Origin of the sequence: Williamsoniiplasma luminosum (assembly GCF_002803985.1) — a bacterium.
GTDB classification, from domain to species: domain Bacteria; phylum Bacillota_I; class Bacilli_A; order Mycoplasmatales; family Mycoplasmataceae; genus Williamsoniiplasma; species Williamsoniiplasma luminosum.
On sequence record NZ_CP024963.1, the window covers coordinates 201,397 to 219,670 of the forward strand.

General features: G+C 30.9%; 15 protein-coding genes. 12 read left to right on the plus strand and 3 right to left on the minus strand.

Going from position 1 to position 18,274, the window contains the following annotated elements:
* Positions 1-85 precede the first annotated feature (85 nt).
* The 4 genes from dnaN (at position 86) to ELUMI_RS00905 (ending at position 4,736) form a co-directional block, all read left to right on the plus strand.
* Positions 86-1,213, plus strand: a complete 1,128-nt coding sequence (gene dnaN, locus ELUMI_RS00890; protein WP_025734296.1) for a DNA polymerase III subunit beta — start codon at positions 86-88, stop codon at positions 1,211-1,213.
* A 156-nt stretch (positions 1,214-1,369) separates the two neighbouring features.
* Positions 1,370-2,533 (plus strand): sulfite exporter TauE/SafE family protein, encoded by a 1,164-nt coding sequence (locus tag ELUMI_RS00895; RefSeq protein WP_025734295.1) that lies wholly within the window; start codon positions 1,370-1,372, stop codon positions 2,531-2,533.
* Positions 2,534-2,540: 7 nt separating this feature from the next.
* Positions 2,541-3,722: a glycine C-acetyltransferase gene (locus ELUMI_RS00900; RefSeq protein WP_025734294.1), complete on the plus strand. Its 1,182-nt coding sequence runs from the start codon at positions 2,541-2,543 to the stop codon at positions 3,720-3,722.
* 45 nt (positions 3,723-3,767) lie between these two features.
* Positions 3,768-4,736, plus strand: a complete 969-nt coding sequence (locus ELUMI_RS00905; protein WP_025734293.1) for an NAD-dependent epimerase/dehydratase family protein — start codon at positions 3,768-3,770, stop codon at positions 4,734-4,736.
* A 61-nt stretch (positions 4,737-4,797) separates the two neighbouring features.
* Here ELUMI_RS00905 and ELUMI_RS00910 read toward each other — a convergent pair whose 3' ends face one another.
* Positions 4,798-5,751 carry a rod shape-determining protein gene (locus ELUMI_RS00910; protein WP_025734292.1) on the minus strand — a complete coding sequence of 318 codons (954 nt, stop codon included), beginning with the start codon at positions 5,749-5,751 and terminating at the stop codon, positions 4,798-4,800.
* 77 nt (positions 5,752-5,828) lie between these two features.
* Here ELUMI_RS00910 and rnmV point away from each other — a divergent pair, with 77 nt between their 5' ends.
* The 4 genes from rnmV to gyrA all read left to right on the plus strand — a co-directional run bounded on the left by rnmV (position 5,829) and on the right by gyrA (position 11,789).
* Positions 5,829-6,359: a ribonuclease M5 gene (gene rnmV, locus ELUMI_RS00915; RefSeq protein ID WP_025734291.1), complete on the plus strand. Its 531-nt coding sequence runs from the start codon at positions 5,829-5,831 to the stop codon at positions 6,357-6,359.
* 6 nt (positions 6,360-6,365) lie between these two features.
* A complete protein-coding gene (rsmA, locus tag ELUMI_RS00920) occupies positions 6,366-7,172 on the plus strand; it encodes a 16S rRNA (adenine(1518)-N(6)/adenine(1519)-N(6))-dimethyltransferase RsmA (protein WP_345938791.1) in 807 nt (268 codons plus the stop codon).
* Positions 7,173-7,355: 183 nt separating this feature from the next.
* A complete protein-coding gene (gyrB, locus tag ELUMI_RS00925) occupies positions 7,356-9,281 on the plus strand; it encodes a DNA topoisomerase (ATP-hydrolyzing) subunit B (RefSeq protein WP_025734289.1) in 1,926 nt (641 codons plus the stop codon).
* 21 nt (positions 9,282-9,302) lie between these two features.
* Positions 9,303-11,789, plus strand: a complete 2,487-nt coding sequence (gene gyrA / locus ELUMI_RS00930) for a DNA gyrase subunit A (RefSeq protein WP_025734288.1) — start codon at positions 9,303-9,305, stop codon at positions 11,787-11,789.
* A 121-nt stretch (positions 11,790-11,910) separates the two neighbouring features.
* Here gyrA and ELUMI_RS00935 read toward each other — a convergent pair whose 3' ends face one another.
* Both ELUMI_RS00935 and tpx read right to left on the minus strand, forming a co-directional pair.
* The gene (locus ELUMI_RS00935; protein ID WP_025734287.1) at positions 11,911-12,441 is read right to left on the minus strand and encodes a phosphoribosyltransferase; all 531 of its coding nucleotides are present in this window, start codon (positions 12,439-12,441) and stop codon (positions 11,911-11,913) included.
* Positions 12,442-12,653: 212 nt separating this feature from the next.
* On the minus strand, positions 12,654-13,157 hold the full coding sequence (tpx, locus tag ELUMI_RS00940) for a thiol peroxidase (protein ID WP_025734286.1): 504 nt from the start codon (positions 13,155-13,157) through the stop codon (positions 12,654-12,656).
* An 87-nt stretch (positions 13,158-13,244) separates the two neighbouring features.
* Here tpx and serS point away from each other — a divergent pair, with 87 nt between their 5' ends.
* The 4 genes from serS to glpK all read left to right on the plus strand — a co-directional run bounded on the left by serS (position 13,245) and on the right by glpK (position 18,146).
* Complete coding sequence (gene serS / locus ELUMI_RS00945; RefSeq protein WP_025734285.1) at positions 13,245-14,510, plus strand: serine--tRNA ligase; 1,266 nt, start codon at positions 13,245-13,247, stop codon at positions 14,508-14,510.
* Between the two features lie 155 nt (positions 14,511-14,665).
* On the plus strand, positions 14,666-15,427 hold the full coding sequence (locus ELUMI_RS00950; protein ID WP_025734284.1) for an MIP/aquaporin family protein: 762 nt from the start codon (positions 14,666-14,668) through the stop codon (positions 15,425-15,427).
* Between the two features lie 9 nt (positions 15,428-15,436).
* Positions 15,437-16,609: a type 2 glycerol-3-phosphate oxidase gene (gene glpO, locus ELUMI_RS00955; RefSeq protein WP_100618531.1), complete on the plus strand. Its 1,173-nt coding sequence runs from the start codon at positions 15,437-15,439 to the stop codon at positions 16,607-16,609.
* 28 nt (positions 16,610-16,637) lie between these two features.
* Entirely contained in the window at positions 16,638-18,146 is a 1,509-nt protein-coding gene (gene glpK / locus ELUMI_RS00960) for a glycerol kinase GlpK (RefSeq protein ID WP_025734282.1), read from the plus strand.
* Positions 18,147-18,274 lie beyond the last annotated feature (128 nt).

Below are 18,274 nucleotides of genomic sequence, written 5' to 3' on the forward strand. Positions count from 1 at the left end.
AAAAAGAAAAAAGAAATTATTTTGGCCCTTAATCGAAACTTCTTTAGAAGTGAGGTAGGATCAAAAAAATAAATAGGAGTTAATAATGGAATTTACAATTAAAAGAAACAGTTTTTTTGAAGAGTTATCAAAAACGAGCAAAATTATTGATTACAAATCAATAAACCCGATTTTAAACTGTGTTTTGGTTGAATTGACAAACGATAAACTTGTTTTAATTTCAACAAACGGAACACTTTCAATTAAATGTGTTTTGAATAATGATAATTCACATTTAGAAGTTAAGCAAACAGGCAGATTTTTGATCAAATCAAAACACATTCTTGAAATCTTAAAAAGATTAGATGATGATTTGATAACAGTCATTATGGTTGAAAATAACGAAATTAAAATCAAGACCACAAAAACAGAATTTAATTTAAATATTTTAGATGCTGATGATTATCCTTTAATTGGTTTCAGAGAAAAAGGAATTGAATTAAATATCGATGCTCAAGAAATTAAAAGAACAATCAACCAAACAATTATTTCGATCAATGAATGAAACAAAAAAATTGTTTTAACCGGAATGAATTTTAAAATTAAAGATAAAAAATTATTAATATCAGCCACTGACATGTTTCGTATCAGTCAAAAAACAATTCCATTAAAATTACAAGAAAACGAAGATATTAATATCACAATTCCATTCAAATCAATTCTTGATTTGAATAAAATAATTGAAAACACAAAACAACTTAAAATTCTAATTAACGAAAACTATGCCACTTTTATTTTGGATAACACAATTTTTCAAAGCAATTTAATTGATGGACAATTTCCAAACGTTGAAGGGGCTTTTCCTCAAGAGTTTAAAACAGCAATTACTGTTAATTCAAAAACAATTTTAAAAACACTTAACAGAGCTGATTTACCAACTGATGATAATTTATCTTCAATCATTAATATGAAAATTCAACAAAACAAGATCTTCTTTAGATCGACAATCACAGACATTGGAACTTTTGAAGAAGAGTTTGATAATTTCACATCAGAAAAAATTGAAGATTTAAACATCAATTTTAATACAAGATTTTTAATCGAAGCGATCAGAAGTTTTGATGATGAAATGGTTGAATTGAAATTCGTTAATAATGTTAAACCCGTTGTGATTAACAAAAAAGGTTCTGAAGATCTTAAACAAGTTGTGCTTCCAACATACATCACCAACTAAATTTTTAATAATGTTCGCACAATTAGAAAAATAAACAAAAAAGACCAAAAACAATGAAAATTTTTTGGTCTTTTTTGTTGTTCTTGTTTTATAATAATATTAGAGTTTTTCCAAAAAACATACAAAGTTTTGGAAAAATATCTATAGAAAAGAAAAATGGAAAAAATGTTTAAATTTTTTAAAAAAACAGAAAAACAAATGATTAATCCAGAAGACTTATTAACAAAAGCCGATTATAAAAAAAGGTTATTTAAATGAATGATGTTATTAGCATCAGCTGTCTTAGCAACACTTATGTGCTTGTTGATTAATTATTTTGTTCTTAAAGACGTTGCTAACAAACCTATTGTTTGAAACAGTCAAGAAGTTTTCGCTTTAGTCATTGTGATTGTGTTTTCAATTGCAGCTGTTGTGTACAGTGTATTATTTTTTGTTGTCTCATCAAAAGTTAGATACAACGATGCAGATCAAAACAAAAGAAACGTTATCATTGCAGGGGTAACTGCAGGATTTACTGATACAATTTCAGTTGGTTCATTCGGAATCGGAACTGCAATTCTTAAAGGTACAAAAAGTATCAAAGATGATACAAAATTACCAGGTACATTAAACGTTGCCTTTGCTTTAAGTGGGACACTTGAAGCAGCACTATTTGTTAGTGCAATCGAAGTTGATGTTGCAACATTATTGATCTTACTTGCATCAATACTTGTTGGAACATTTGTCGGGTCAGCACTTGTTGCTAAAATTAAAGACCCAAAAATTGTTAAAGTATCAATGGGGGTAGTTTTATTTGTTGTTGCGATAATGATGATCTTAACTCACCCACACGTTAATGCAATCAAACAAACAGATATCGGATTAGCTACATCTTTAATGGATAAAGCATGAAGAATTATTGTCGGAACAATTATATTCTTCTTCTTAGGAATGGTTCAATCATTTGGAATCGGTTTATTTGCACCAGCGCTTGCGAGTTTATCATTCTTAGGGTTAAAACAAGAAGCCATTTTCCCAATTATGTCATGTAGTTCAGCATTAAGTATGTTCCCAGCTGCATTTAACTTCATTAGAAAAAAACAATACATGCAATTAACTGCTAGTTTAATGCAAATATTCTCAGTATTTGGATTAATCGCGGCCTTCCTTATTGTCTTTGTTGGAATAAAAAGTGCTCTTGGAGCAGAAGGAGATGCGCTATTCCAAGCTATTCTAAAATGGCTAGCGATCGCCGTCATATTCTATGTCTCTATCACAATGCTGGTTGAGTACTATCTATTGGTTAAAAACAAAAATAAAGAAATAAAAGTTAAAGGATAAGAAGAAAGTGGAATTATATAAACGCTTAAAAGAAGAGTTAGACTTAGCAAAAGAAAACAAAGTCTACAACAACATAAAAACACTTGAAAGTAAACAAAATGACATTATTAAAGTTAATGGAAAAGACTTTATTAACATGTGTTCTAATAACTATCTTGGATACGCAGCAGATCCATTAACAATTGAAAGTTTTAAAAAATCACTTGATAAATATGGTGCTGGACCAGGAGCTGTTAGATCAATATCTGGAAGTTATGATGTCCATGATGAATTTGAAAGAAAACTTGCTGAATTCAAAGGTTTTGAAGCAACATTAGTTGTTCAAAGTGGTTTTCAAGCAAACACAGGTTTAATTCCAACAATTACAAATGCAGACGATTTAGTCATTTCAGATGAATTAAATCATGCTTCAATTATTGATGGAGTTCGTCTTTCAAAAGCCGCAAGAGCGATCTATAAACATATGGATACAGAAGATTTAGAAAGAGTTTTAAAAGAAAACAGAAGTAAAATAAAAGGAAATATTTTTATTATTACTGATGGTGTTTTCTCAATGGATGGAGATATTGCTCCACTTGATAAAATTAATGCTCTAGCTAAAAAATATGATGCATATACAATTGTTGATGATGCTCATGGTGAAGGTGTTATTGGTCCTAAAGGAAGAGGGTCTGTGGCTCACTTTGGATTGGAAGGACAAATCGACATCGAAACAGGAACAATGTCAAAAGCATTTGGTTTAGTTGGTGGATTTATTAGTGGTAAAAAAGTTTTAATTGAATATTTAAAACAAAAATCAAGAGTGTTTCTATTCTCTTCATCATTGCCTCAAGGATTTGTGGAAGCCGGAACAGCTATTCTTAATGAATTAGAAAACGACGACACAAGATTGAAAAAACTTTGAGATAATACTAAATACATTCAAAGTAAATTTATTGACAATGGTTTTTCAATCGGGACAACACAAACTCCGATCACACCATTTATGGTTGGTGAAGAAGTTATTGCAACTGAATTAACTAAGATTTTGTTTGAACAAAACATTTTAGTCTCACCAATAATTTTCCCAACCGTACCTAAAGGTAAAGCTAGAATTCGTCTAATGATTTCATCATTACATACAAAAGCAGAATTAGACAAAGTCTATGATGTGATTACAAAAGAATACAAGAAAATAATTGATAAATAATTGAAAAATAATTTGAGAAACAATAATCTAGAAAGAGATAAAAATATGAAAAAAGTTTTAATTACTGGTTCATTAGGACAAATTGGTTCTGAACTAGTTGATAGATTAAGAAGAGAATTAGGAAAAGATAATGTTATTGCAACAGATATCAGAAAAATAGATGGTAACGCAGTTTGTGAAAACGGAGTTTTCGAAACTTTAGACGTTATGGACTATGAAAAATTCTTAAAAATGGCAACAGATCACAAAGTTGATACTATTGTTCACTTAGCAGCACTTCTTTCAGCAACAGCTGAAAAAAATATTAAGCTTGCTTGACACTTAAACATGGGTGGATTATTAAACGCACTTGATGTGGCAAAAGAATTAAAAACAAAAATCTTTGCTCCATCATCAATCGCTGCTTATGGTCCAGATGTAAACCAAGACAACACACCACAAGACACTTTTATGCACCCAACAACAATGTATGGAGTTACAAAAACAGCTGGTGAAATGTTAGCAAACTACTACAACACTAAATTTGGTGTAGATTCACGTTCAGTACGTTTTCCAGGATTAATTTCTTACAAAACAGAACCAGGTGGAGGAACATCAGACTATAACGTTGATATTTTCTACCAAGCACTTTTAAAAGGAACTTACGAATGCTACCTAGCAGAAGGTACTAAAATGGATATGATGTACATGGATGACGCAATTGATGCAATTGTTAATTTATTAAATGCAGACCCAACCAAATTAATTCACAGAAATGCATTTAACATTACAGCAATGTCGCTTGCACCAGAAGAATTAACTGCTTTAATTCAAAAACATATTCCAAGTTTTAAAATTACTTACAAAGTTGATCCAGTTCGTCAAGGAATCGCAGATTCTTGACCAAATAGTATTGATGATTCAGCAGCTCGCACAGAGTGAGGATTTAAACCTAAATTTGATGCAGAAAAAATGACTGTTGAAATGATTAATAAACTAACAGAAAAATTCAAAAAAGAAGGAAAATTAAAATAAAAATAATTTTCTAAATTAACAAAAACCCATTCACTTTCGAATGGGTTTTTGTTATGCCTGATTATTTAATCTTTAATAAACCAAAAAGAATGGCATCTTCTGTTGAGTTTGATATTTCAACTGGTCAATCAAAAAAATCTTTAAAAAAATAGTTAACTCCACTGATTTTACCAATCGATCCAACCACACTCATTCCGTTTTTAACAATTCCTGTTGAAATATAAAAAGGTAGAGTTTCTAACAATTTAGTGATCTCATTCTTATAGTGATTAAACAAATCTAAAAATATTTTTCGCACTGAAGAACTGCTGACAAGAATTTTCTTTTTTTCTTTTGACAAAGTGTCAATTCCAGCAACCACAATTTCTAAATCATCTTTCAGTTTTAAAACACTTCCAATTCCGTATTTGATTTTATCAAGTACGGAGTCGTCTAAAATAATTCCCTTTTTCTCTTTAAAATGTTGTTTTATTTTTTGATTAATATATTTCTCCCCATATGGAAGTTGTTTTGATGCAACAGTGTCACCATTTGCAAAAACAGATATTTTTGCACAATGATTTTCAACCTCTAAAATGATTTTTCCGTAATCATCATTAATATTGATTCCAGCCCCAATTGCTATAAGTTTAGAACTGTCTTCAAACCTAATGTTTTTTGGTTGATAGATGCTTGTAATCGCGCTAAATTCGTCTAAAACCAATTCATTATCACTAGTTTTTGAAATGATCACATCAGCGTCTTTAAATTCATCTTTTATTTGCCCAAATAAAAGATGAATTAAGTTTTGAAAAATTTTCAAGTTTTTAATTTCCCCATCTTCTAATGGGTGGATGATTGATAAGTTTGTTCCAATTTTATTTTCAAGATTTAAAACATCTTCCCCATATAAAACAATTTTATTTTCCTTTTCATTTCATAAAACAACAGTCTTCTCTTTTATAAGAACCCCGTCCTCACTAGACACCACTTTTATATCAGTTTCATCAAAAACAATTCCAATTCTTTTATTCATATTCAATAACCTCGATTATTTAAATTATAATTTAATATAGTTTAGATAAATGAAAAAAATTTAAAAGGGAGGTTTTTGTGATTAAAGAAATTATTGTTGTTGAAGGAAAAACCGATACCCAAAAACTTAAAAAAATTTTTGGTGAAGATATTGAAACCATTGAAACTAACGGTTTAAGTTTGAACCAATCAACATTAAATTTAATTAATCAAATCAATCAATCAAGAGGGATTATAATCTTTACAGACCCCGACGGTCCTGGTAAAAAAATTCGTGAAAAAATTATTAATTCAATTGATGGTGAAGTTTTGAATGCTTTTATTGTTAAGAGTGATATTCAAAAACAAACGAAAAAAATTGGAATTGCCGAAGCTGATGATGAAGCAATCAAACAAGCGTTAAAACAACTGGTCACAATCAATTTTAAAAACAAAGCATCAATTACATGATCAGAATATTTAGATAACAATTTTTTTATTAAAACTAATAGAATTAAAATCACAAATCAAATGCATTGAAGTGATCAATTAAGTTCTAAAACTTTGTTTAAATGATTAAATTGGGCAAACTTAAATGTTGATGATATTAGAAAGATGATAGGAGAATAAATGGAAATTCAAGCAAAGAAAAAATTTGGTCAAAACTTTATTAGTGACCCAACTTTAATTAAAAAAATTGTTACTTTAATTCCTGAAAACAAGAATAGTTTAATTATCGAAATTGGGCCAGGAACTGGTGCACTAACAAAACTGTTAGTGCAAAAATTTGATAAAGTTGTAGCGATCGAAATTGATGAAAGTTTAATTCCGATTTTACATCGTGATCTTAATTCTGAAAATTTTAAAATCATTAATCAGGATGTTTTGACAATTGATTTTAAATCATTAATTGAAAATGAAAAACAAAACCCAGAACAAGAAGTCTATTTAATTTCTAATATGCCATACTACATCACAAGTGAAATTCTTTTTAGAACGTTTGATGTTAGTGACCAAATTAAGAAAGCGATTTTTATGGTGCAAAAAGAAGTTGCCACAAGATTAATTGCCAAAGAAAGTGGAAACAACTATAACAATTTATCTGTAGCTGCTGATTTTTATGCTGATAAAAAATATGAATTTACTGTTTTGAAAAATAAATTTAAACCAGTTCCTAAAGTTGATTCGGCGATTGTTTCATTAACTTTTTGAGATAAATATAAACAAGAATTAAATGGAAATGATCAAGAATTTATTAGTTTTGTAAGAAAAATTTTTAACAATCGCCGAAAAACAATCTTAAATAATTTAACAAATATTACTAACAACAAAGATCTAAGTAAAGCAATTTTGGGGCAAACTAAAATTGCTGAAAATTTAAGACCAGAAAATATTTCAACAAATCAATATATTCAATTGTTCAAAAACTTAAAAGTTCAATAAAAATAGTGAATTTTTAAAATTAAGCAAAAAAAAGGCGCATTTTGCCTTTTTTTGCTATATTCAATAACCATATACACAGACCAAGTATTAAGTTTAAAAACTACCTTATTTTTCAATAAAGGAGTATAATTAATAAGGATAATTATGTAAATTTATTATTATTTTTAATAGAAAAGAGAAAATATGGCTGAACAAAACAAAGATTATAGTTCTGATTCGATTAAAGTCTTAAAAGGACTTGAGGCGGTTAGAAAAAGACCCGGAATGTATATTGGTTCAACATCAAAAACCGGACTTCACCATTTAGTTTGGGAAATCCTTGATAACTCAATTGATGAAGTGATGGCAGGATACGCTCAACACGTCAAAGTTACAATTACAAAAGAAGACGAGATCATCGTTCAAGATGATGGTCGTGGAATTCCGGTTGGAATTAATCAAGATACAGGACGACCAGCAGTTGAACTTGTGTTTACACAATTACATGCTGGTGGAAAATTTGATTCTGATTCATATAAGGTTTCTGGAGGACTTCACGGAGTTGGAGCTTCTGTTGTTAATGCATTAAGTTTATACGTTGACGTTATTGTTGAGCGTGATGGTAAAAAATACCACATGCTATTTAGTGATGGTGGAACCAAACAAACTGAATTAGCAATTCTTGGTGATTCAGATAAAACTGGAACGACTGTTAGATTCAAACCAGATGCTGAAATATTCAAAGAAACAACCACTTTTGATTACATTACAATTAGAAATAAAGTTAAACAATTAGCATATTTAAATAAGGGATTAAAAATCACATTAAATGATGAAAGAATTAATAAATCTGTTAACTTTCACTTCCCAAATGGAATCGTTGATTACATTCGTGAAGAAAATGAATCAAAAAGTAAAATTAACCCAACAATCTTTTATGTTGATGGTAAAGAAGCTGGAGATGATGGAGACATTGAAGTCGAAATCGCACTTCAATATAATTCTGAGTACAATGAAAACTTAATTACCTTCGTTAATAACATCAACACTCATGAAGGTGGGGCGCACGAAGACGGATTAAGACAAGCACTTGTGAGAATTATTAACCGTTATGCTGAAAAAGTAGCACAACAAAATAAACAACCACAAAAATTTTCTTGAGATGATATCAAAGAAGGAATGATTTGTATTCTTTCGGTTCGTCATACTGATCCCCAATTTGAAGGTCAAACAAAAACTAAATTAGCAAACCCAGACACCAAACGTGTTGTTGATGCTGTTTTAGGAAAAAGTTTTGAAGAATTTTTATTCGAAAATCCAAATGATGCTAAAGCAATTTTAGACAAAAATAATAATGCTCAAAAAGCGAGAATTGCCGCTCAAAAAGCGCGTGAAGAAACAAGAAGAAAAGGTGCTTTGGATACATTTTCTTTACCAGGTAAATTAGCGGATTGCGAAACAAATGATTCTTCAATCTCTGAACTATATCTTGTCGAAGGGGATTCGGCTGGTGGAAGTGCTAAAACCGGAAGAAATCGTCATTTTCAAGCGATTCTACCACTGCGTGGTAAAGTTTTGAATGTTGAAAGAGTTCAAGAAGTTAGAGCCTTTGCAAATACTGAAATTAAATCAATTGTGACTGCAATTGGAACTGGAATTAAAGAAGATATTAATCTTTCAAAAATTCGTTATGAAAAAATTGTCATCATGACTGATGCTGATGTGGATGGTGCTCATATTAGAACTTTATTATTAACCTTCTTTTATCGTTATATGAAACCACTTGTTCAAAATGGAAATATTTATATTGCTCAACCTCCACTATTCAAAATTGAAGCTGGTAAAAAATTAGCGTATGCATATTCTGATCAAGAACTAGAAACCTTAAAGGCAAATGAATTTAATGGCCAAAGATACACAATTCAACGCTATAAAGGACTTGGAGAAATGGATCCAATGCAATTGTGAGAAACAACAATGGATCCAGAAAGAAGAACAATGCTTCAAATTTCATTAGAAGACGCTGCTGTTGCCAACGAAGTGTTTTCTGAATTAATGGGTGAAGATCCAGAATTAAGAAGAATTTTTATTCAAGATAATGCAGAGTTTGTAGAAAATATAGATTATTAGAAAGGTGAATGGTAAATAAAAATGAGTGATAAAAACAAAGAAGTTTTAGAACATAATCACGGAACAATCAAACCAATGGATATCGCCTCTGAAGTTCGTAAGGACTTTTTAGAATATGCCATGAGTGTAATTGTTTCTCGTGCCCTTCCAGACTTAAAAGATGGTCTGAAACCAGTTCACCGACGCATCATTTATGCAATGAATGATTTAGGGATTACATCAGACAAACCGCACAAAAAATCTGCTCGTATTGTTGGGGAGGTAATTGGTAAGTATCACCCACATGGTGATAGTGCTGTTTATGAATCAATGGTACGTATGGCCCAAGAATTTTCTTACCGTTATCCATTAGTTGATGGACATGGTAACTTTGGTTCAATTGATGGGGATGGAGCAGCTGCGATGCGTTATACTGAAGCGCGTCTATCAAAAGTTTCAAACTTTATTATCAAAGATATCGACATGGACACCGTTCCTTTTGTTGACAACTATGATGCCAGTGAAATTGAACCAGCTTATCTAACAGGATACTTCCCTAATCTATTAGCAAATGGAGTGATGGGGATTGCTGTTGGGATGGCAACCTCAATTCCTCCACACAATTTAAATGAATTAGTTTCAGCAATTAATGCTTATATTGAAAATAAAGACATCACAGTTGATGAAATTTTAGATAACCACATTATTGGTCCAGATTTTCCAACTGGGGCTTTAATGACAAATGGTGAGCGCATGAGAGTGGGATATCGCACAGGACGAGGTGGAGTTACAATTCGTGCTCGCATCGACATTGAAGAAGATGCAAAACATTCGCGCTTAATTGTTTCTGAAATTCCTTATCAAACTAACAAATCTAAAATTATTGAAAAAATTGCCGAACTAGTTAAAGATAAAGTGATTGAAGGAATTTCAAACATTCGTGATCAATCAAACTATCAAGGGATTCGCATTGTTATTGATTTGAAACGCGACTCAAATCCAGATGTTGTTTTATCAAAACTTTATAAATACACAGGATTACAATCATCATTTTCGATCAACTTACTTTCATTACATAACAACATTCCTGTTTTGTTAGATCTAAAAACCATTATTAAGAATTACGTCGAGTTTCAAATCAATGTCATTATTAAACGTTCGATTTATGAAAAAAACAAATTAGAAAAACGTCATCACATTTTAGAAGCATTGCATATTGCTTTAGATAATATTGATGAAATAGTTTCAATCATTAGAAATTCAAAAACAAGTGATGAAGCTAAAGAAAAAATGACATCAAGATTTAATTTTGACGAAGAACAAAACAAAGCCATTTTAGATATGCGTTTACAACGTTTGGTTGGTCTTGAAAGAGATAAAATCAAAGACGAAATGAATCAAATCAAAGAACGCGTTGTTTATTTAACGCAATTAATTAACGATGAATCAGAACAAAACAAAGTTCTGAAAAATCAATTAGATGATATTGCTGCTAAATTTGGTGATGCTCGCCGAAGCGAACCAATTTCTGAATCAGTGATGAGCATCGAAGATGAATCATTAATTCCAGACGTTAAATCAATGATTTTATTAAGTCAAGATGGTTACATTCGTCGTGTTGATCCTGAAGAATTTAGAACCCAAAAACGTGGTGGTCGTGGAGTTAATGTTAACTCAACATTAACTGATCCAATTGTGATCGCAACAATGGGAAAAATGCGTGATTGAATTTTATTCTTCACCAATTCTGGAAAAGTTTTCCGCACAAAATTGTATAACATTCGTCAATATTCACGAACAACTCGTGGACTACCAATTGTTAACTTTTTAAATGGTCTAACCAAAGAAGACAAAATTACAGCAATTTTACCATTAAGAAATGCTAAAGAAAAAATGCGATATTTAACATTTATTACTGAAAAAGGAATGATCAAACGTACTGATATTTCATTATTTGATCGTATCAATCAAAATGGTAAAATTGCCATCAACCTACGTGAAGATGACCAATTAGTAACTGTAATTCCAACAACTGGAGAAGATAGTGTGATGATTGCAAATCGTTCTGGTAAAGTTATTAGAATTGATGAAAAAATTGTTCGTCCACTATCAAGAACTGCGGCTGGGGTTAAAGGTATCAAGGTTGAAGGCGATGATGTGGTTGTTGGTGCAGTGTCATCATTTGGTGTTGAAACTGTTACAACGATTTCATCAAAAGGAAGTTTCAAAAAAACCAACTTAGATGAATACCGAATTTCTGGGCGTAATGGTAAGGGAATCAAAGTTATGAACATCAATGAAAAAACAGGTAAATTTGCCTCAATCATTGCCGCTCGTGAAACCGATTTAATTTGCATTATCTCAAGTGATGGAAACCTAATTAAAGTTAAAGTTTCTGATATTCCAGTTCTGGGGAGATCGGCTGCTGGAGTTCGCGGAATTAGATTAAGTGCAAACAACGAAATTAATGCAGTTACTCTTCAATACCGTAAACACGGAGAAGAACTTCAAGAATTCGAAGAAGATTAAAAAACTTCTTATATACTAATGGTTTAACCATCTTGTATATAAGAAGTTTTTTTCTATCCTAATTTAATAAAATTATTATTATTATTATTATTATTATTATATTTTAATGTTTTTGTTTTTATTATTGTTCAACTGTGTAAATTTGATCAAGTTGGCGATACATATCATTCATGTCTAACCCATACCCAACAATAAATTTGTTTGGTACTTTGAATAAAGATTCATATGGGTATTTGAAATTTGGGTGTGTTCCTTCTTTATCTAATAAAGTAATCATACGAATACTTTTTGGATTTCAAAAAGCTAGTTCCTCATAAATTTCAGTTAATGTATAACCTGTGTCGATAATATCTTCGATCACGATAACATCATTTCCAGTAATGATTGGTTTGTGAATTTTCTTTTGTCAAACCACACCTTTTGAAAAATGAATGTTTGTGTAGTTTGCAATAGAAATAGTATCAATGTTAACTTTGAACTTTAATTTTTTTAACAAGTCCGCTAACATAAATAACCCCCCATTCATAACACCGATGATTGTTACCTCTTTACCTTTGTATTGAGCATTTAAACTGCTTGCCAGTTTTTTAATCTTTTCGTGGATCTCTTTTTTTGTGATTAAAAGCTCTAAATTATGTTTGAATTTCTTCATTGTTTTTGTTTTTTCTCCTATGTCCAAGAGATATATTAAACATAAAAATAAAATAAAATCAATAATTATTCATTTTTTTGAAAAAAAATTTAAAAACCCTTTCAAATCAGCGTTTAAATGCCTATTTTAAAGGGTTTTTGATGTGTGAACAAATAGTTACATTTTTGTTTTAAAAGGATTTTTTCAACAAAAATGTAAAATTTTCTTGGTTTTTATTTTAAAGTTTTCAAAAAGTTTTCAACTTCATTGTAATCTGGTTCATTTTTAGCAGCAGGGTTAACAATTTGTTGATAAATAACTTTATTATTTTTGTCTAAAACCATCACAGTTCTTGCTAATAATGGAAGAAAATCGATTGCGAATCCTGTTTTAGTTCCAAAATCTCTTGCAAAAGCATCTGATAATAAGATGTGGTTTGGCTTTAAAAATGATCCACAAACTCGAGCTTGGGCAAATGGTAAATCCCTTGTGATTGTGATGAATTGAACGTGGGGATATTTTTCCACTTCTTCATTAAATTTTTCTGTTTGTAAAAAACAAACTTTAGTATCAATACTTGGGGCTGTCGATATTAATTTAAAATCCTTCTTTATATCACTTAAATGAAAATCACTTAGATCTCCATTTGTTGCTTTAAAATCAGGCATGATATCACCTAATTTTGTGTAGTTTTTTGATATCAAATCAAAAACATTGTCTTTTAAACTTTTACTCATAATTGACTCCTTTAAATTAATTGTAAACTAAATTATCTTGTATCGGTTTTTATTATTAATGTAGAATATATAAAAAGGAGGAATTTTATGTTAGACGTAAATTTTATTGAAATAAATCAAAAAGAAATTGAAAAGAAGTTATCTTCTAGGGGTCCCGATTTCTCCAAAGACATTAATTTTGTTGTTGAAAAAAACAAAAGAAGAAAAGAGATTTTAGTTCAATTAGAACAATTGAAAGCTAAAAAAAATCAATTTTCAAAAGAGATTGGCCTTTTAATGCGTGATAAAAAAGAACAAGAAGTCGAAAAAACAAAGCAATCAATCGCTGAGTTTGACGACTTAATTGTGGAATTGGATGAAGAACTAAAAGAAGTGGTAAAACAAATGAATTACACACTTGGAATGATTCCAAATTTACCAGATGATAGTGTTCCGATTGGGGCTAGTGAAGATGACAATCCTGAAGTGCGTAAAAGTAAACACACAAACCTTTTAAACACTCAAGAACCACATTGAGAAATTGCTTCAAAACTACAACTTGTTGATTTTGAATTGGGGCCTAAATTATCTGGATCTCGATTCTTGGTTTACACAGGTTTAGGATCAAAACTTGTGAGAGCGATTGCGGACATTCTTTTAACAAGACATGTAAATCACGGCTATAAAGAATTCTTTTTACCTGTGATCGTGAACGCAGAAATGATGTATGGAACTGGTAACCTACCAAGATTTGAAGAAGACGCATACAAAACCGGTGATCAATATTTGATTCCAACAGCGGAAGTACCTTTAACAAACATTCATGCAAATGAAATTTTAGATGAAAAAGTGTTGCCATTAAACTACACATCTTTCACTCAATGTTTCAGACAAGAAGCTGGAAGTGCTGGACGTGATACCAAAGGGATGATTCGTTTACACCAATTCAATAAAGTTGAATTGGTAAAAATTGTTAAACCAGAAGAATCAATGAATGAACTTGAAAAATTGGTTAAGGATGCTGAAGCGATTTTGGACATGTTTGATCTACCATATAGAGTGATTCATTTATGTACAGGAGATATGGGATTCTCATCTTTGAAAACATACGATTTAGAAGTTTGATTTCCATCACAAAATAAATATCGAGAAATTTCTTCTTGTTCAAATTGTGGTGATTTCCAAGCGCGAAACATGATGACGAGATACAAAGATGAAAACAACAAAACTCAATATGTCCATACATTAAATGGAAGTGGTCTGGCAATTGACCGATTAATCGCAGCGATTTTAGAAAACTATTGAGATGGTGAAAAATTAAAATTACCAAAAGTTTTACTACCATATTTCAATAATCAAGAATTCATCAAATAATTAAAAAAATCAACGTAATCAAGTTGATTTTTTTAATTATTTCTCAAGTGTTGAATTTAACTATTTCATTGATTGAGGGGTGTTATTTTTATATAATTAAAGTGAAAAATTTTTATTAACATAAATATGTTAAACACATAGATAGAAGGAGATATATGGAAAACGCAGGAATGCATTTTTTTACAGAATTCTTAGGGTCTTTGATTCTAATAATTCTGGGGAACGGGGTTGTTGCCAACGTCGTTCTAAAAAACACCAAGGGATATAAATCACCCTTTTTAATGATCGCTTTAGGTTGAGGTTTTGCAGTTGCAGTCGGTGCAACTGTGGCAGCAGCACTTGGTGGTAAAGCACACTTAAATCCAGCTGTAACAATCGCAATGGTTGTTAATGGTTGAGAAAGTGGTGTTGGAAGTTGAGGATTATTTCCAATCTTTATAATCGCTCAATTTTTAGGATTTTTTGTGGGACAAATCATCGTCGATTTATTCTATTTTGATCACATCAAAAAACACTTCAAAAAAGATTCAGAAGATTTTGGAACTAAATCTGTTTTGGCAATGCACTCAACAGGACCACAAACTAGAACTCTTTGAGTTAACTTTTTTTCTGAATTTATCGGAACAGCATTATTAGTGACATTTATTTTAGCAATTGGAAAAATTGGAACATTACCAACTTATTTAGGACCAATTTTTGTTGGAATGGTGATTATGGCAATTGGGTGTTCACTTTCAGGAACAACAGGTTATGCCATTAACCCATTCCGTGATTTAACACCAAGAATTGTTTATCAATTATTAACATTCTTACCATTTGCAAATCGTGAAGAAAGTGCTGATTGACAATATAGTTGAATTCCAGTAGTTGCACCAATGAGTGCCGGAATTCTTGTTGGAGCACTATTTCTAATTTAGAAATTTTACATGCTAAATAAAAATATAAAAACAACAGATATTGTCGTTATTGGTGCTGGAATTATTGGTGCTTCAATTGCTCGAGAACTTTCAAAATACAACAAAAAAGTTGTTGTTTTGGAATCTAATCTTCGAGTTGGAATGGAAACAACATCTGGCAATTCTGGTTTAATTCATGGAGGTTTTGATCCCACACCTGGTAAATTAAATGCCAAATTAAATGTTTTGGGAAAGAAACGTTATGAAGATTGAATTCGTGAAATGGCATTTCCTTACACAAGAATTGATTCAACAATCGTAGCTTTCAACGAAGAAGAAATGCAACACGTTCATATGTTATATGAACGTGGATTAATTAATGGTCTTGATGCAAATGAATTAGAAATCATTGATGCAAACGAATTACAAAAACGTGAACCAAACATTTCAAAAGAAATCATCGGAGCACTTGTGTGTAATTCATCGATTGCAATCGATCCACTTAAATTAACAGAAACTTTGTTAGCAAACGCAATCAAAAACGGTGTTAATTTAAAGGTTGATTCAAGAGTGATCAAGATAGCAAAAACCGGAAATGATTTTTTGATTTCTACATCAAAAAATGAACAATATCAAACCAAAATAATCATTAATGTCGCAGGGCATTATGCTGATGTGATTGCTAAAATGGCTGGCTATCCTGATTTTGAATTAAAAACAAGACGTGGTGAATACAGAATTTTAGAAAAAACAGAATTTGGTGTTGTTAATTCAGTCATTTTTATGGTCCCAACAATTCATGGTAAAGGAATTATTGTTGCACCAACGCTTGATGGTCACATTCTTGTTGGACCAACATCAGAAGATGATGTTCCAAAAGATGAAACAAGATTAGTCACACCGGCCAAATATGAAGAAATTGGAAAAATTGGTTTAAAACTAATTCCTAATTTAAGAATAAATAAAACAGTTATGACTATGGCTGGTTCACGACCAATTCATCAAGAAAGTGATGATTTCTACATCAAACACGCAATCAAAGATAAGAACTTTATCAATGTTGCTGGAACAAAATCACCAGGAATTTCATCAGCACCAGCAATTGCTGATATGGTTTGTGAAATGGTTGAAAATGTAATTGGTAAAATGGAAATTAATAAAAATTTTGATGCAAAACAATCAGAATGCTTACCATTAAAATAAACTAACCTATTTACAAAAAGGAGAAAAAATGGAAAAATATATCGTTACCCTTGATGAGGGTACAACTAGTGCAAGAACACTTGTCACTAATAAAAAAGGGGAAATTATTGCTGTTGATCAAACAGAATTTACTCAATTTTTCCCGAATGAAGGTTGAGTAGAACACGATGCAATTGAAATTTGAAATGCTCAACACAGAACTCTAGTTCAAGCAATCAATCACGCTAAAATTACAAGTGATCAAATTGCGGCAATTGGAATTACTAACCAACGTGAAACTGTGGTTGTTTGAAACAGAACAACAGGGCTTCCGATTTATAATGCTATTGTTTGACAAGATCAAAGAACAGCGAATAAGGTAGACACTTATACTCAAAAAGAAGTTGATCTTGTCAAACAAAAAACAGGTTTAATTGTTCACCCATACTTTTCAGCAACTAAAGTTGAATGAATTTTAGACAATGTTGAAGGGGCAAGAAAATTAGCAGATAACGGTGAATTGATGTTTGGAAACATCAATACTTGATTAATTTATCGTTTAACAGCTGGTGAATTATTTATCACTGATCACACCAATGCTCAAAGAACATTGTTGTATAACATTGAAACAAATGATTGAGATGATGACCTATTAAAATTATTTAATATTCCAAGAAACATGCTTCCAGAAATCAAATCATGTAGTGAAAATTATGGTTTAACATACCCTGGACTATTATCTAAATCAGATAAAAATCAAATCATTATTGCTTCATCAATTGGTGATCAACAATCAGCTTTATTCGGACAATTATGTGTTAACCCAAGTGATGTAAAAATCACCTACGGAACAGGATGTTTCATTTTAATGAACACTGGTGAAAAAATTGTGAGATCTAGTCATGGATTAGTGACAACTGTGGCATTGGCTTATGATAATAAAATCACTTACGCTTTAGAAGGTTCTGTAATGATTGCTGGAGCTGCTGTTCAATGATTGCGTGATAATTTAAAAATTGTTTATAGTGCAATTGAAACTGAATGATATGCAGGACAAGTCAAAGATGATCGTAGAATTTATGTTGTACCTTCATTTACAGGACTTGGGGCACCATATTGAGATTCATACTCAAGAGGAGCAATGTTTGGATTGGATCGTGGAACAAAACGTGAACACATCGTTAGAGCAACACTTGAATCAATTGCTTATCAAGCAAATGATGTGATCTCAGCAATGCGTAAAGATATGAACAACCCAATTAGTGAATTAAAAGTTGATGGTGGAGCTTCAAATAATAAATTCTTGATGCAATTCCAATCAGATCTTTCACAAGTAAAAGTTATTAAACCTTTAAATGTGGAAACAACTGCAATGGGGGCTGCTTATTTAGCAGGACTAGCTGTTGGTTATTGAAAAAATGTTGATGACATCAAAAACAATTACCAATTAGATTTAGCTTTAAATCCGCAAATTGAACAAAAAGAAGCTCAAAGATTAATCAAAGGTTGAACTGAAGCAGTTAAAAGAACTTTCAGTTGAACTAAAGATATTGAATAAGCACAATACTTATTATTCAAAAATAAATGCAAAAAATGGAAAAATCATTTTCCATTTTTTTAATAAGCAAAAATGTTTTTGCCTTTAAAAAACAGGTAAATTTATATATTTTTGGTGTTTTTTTCACT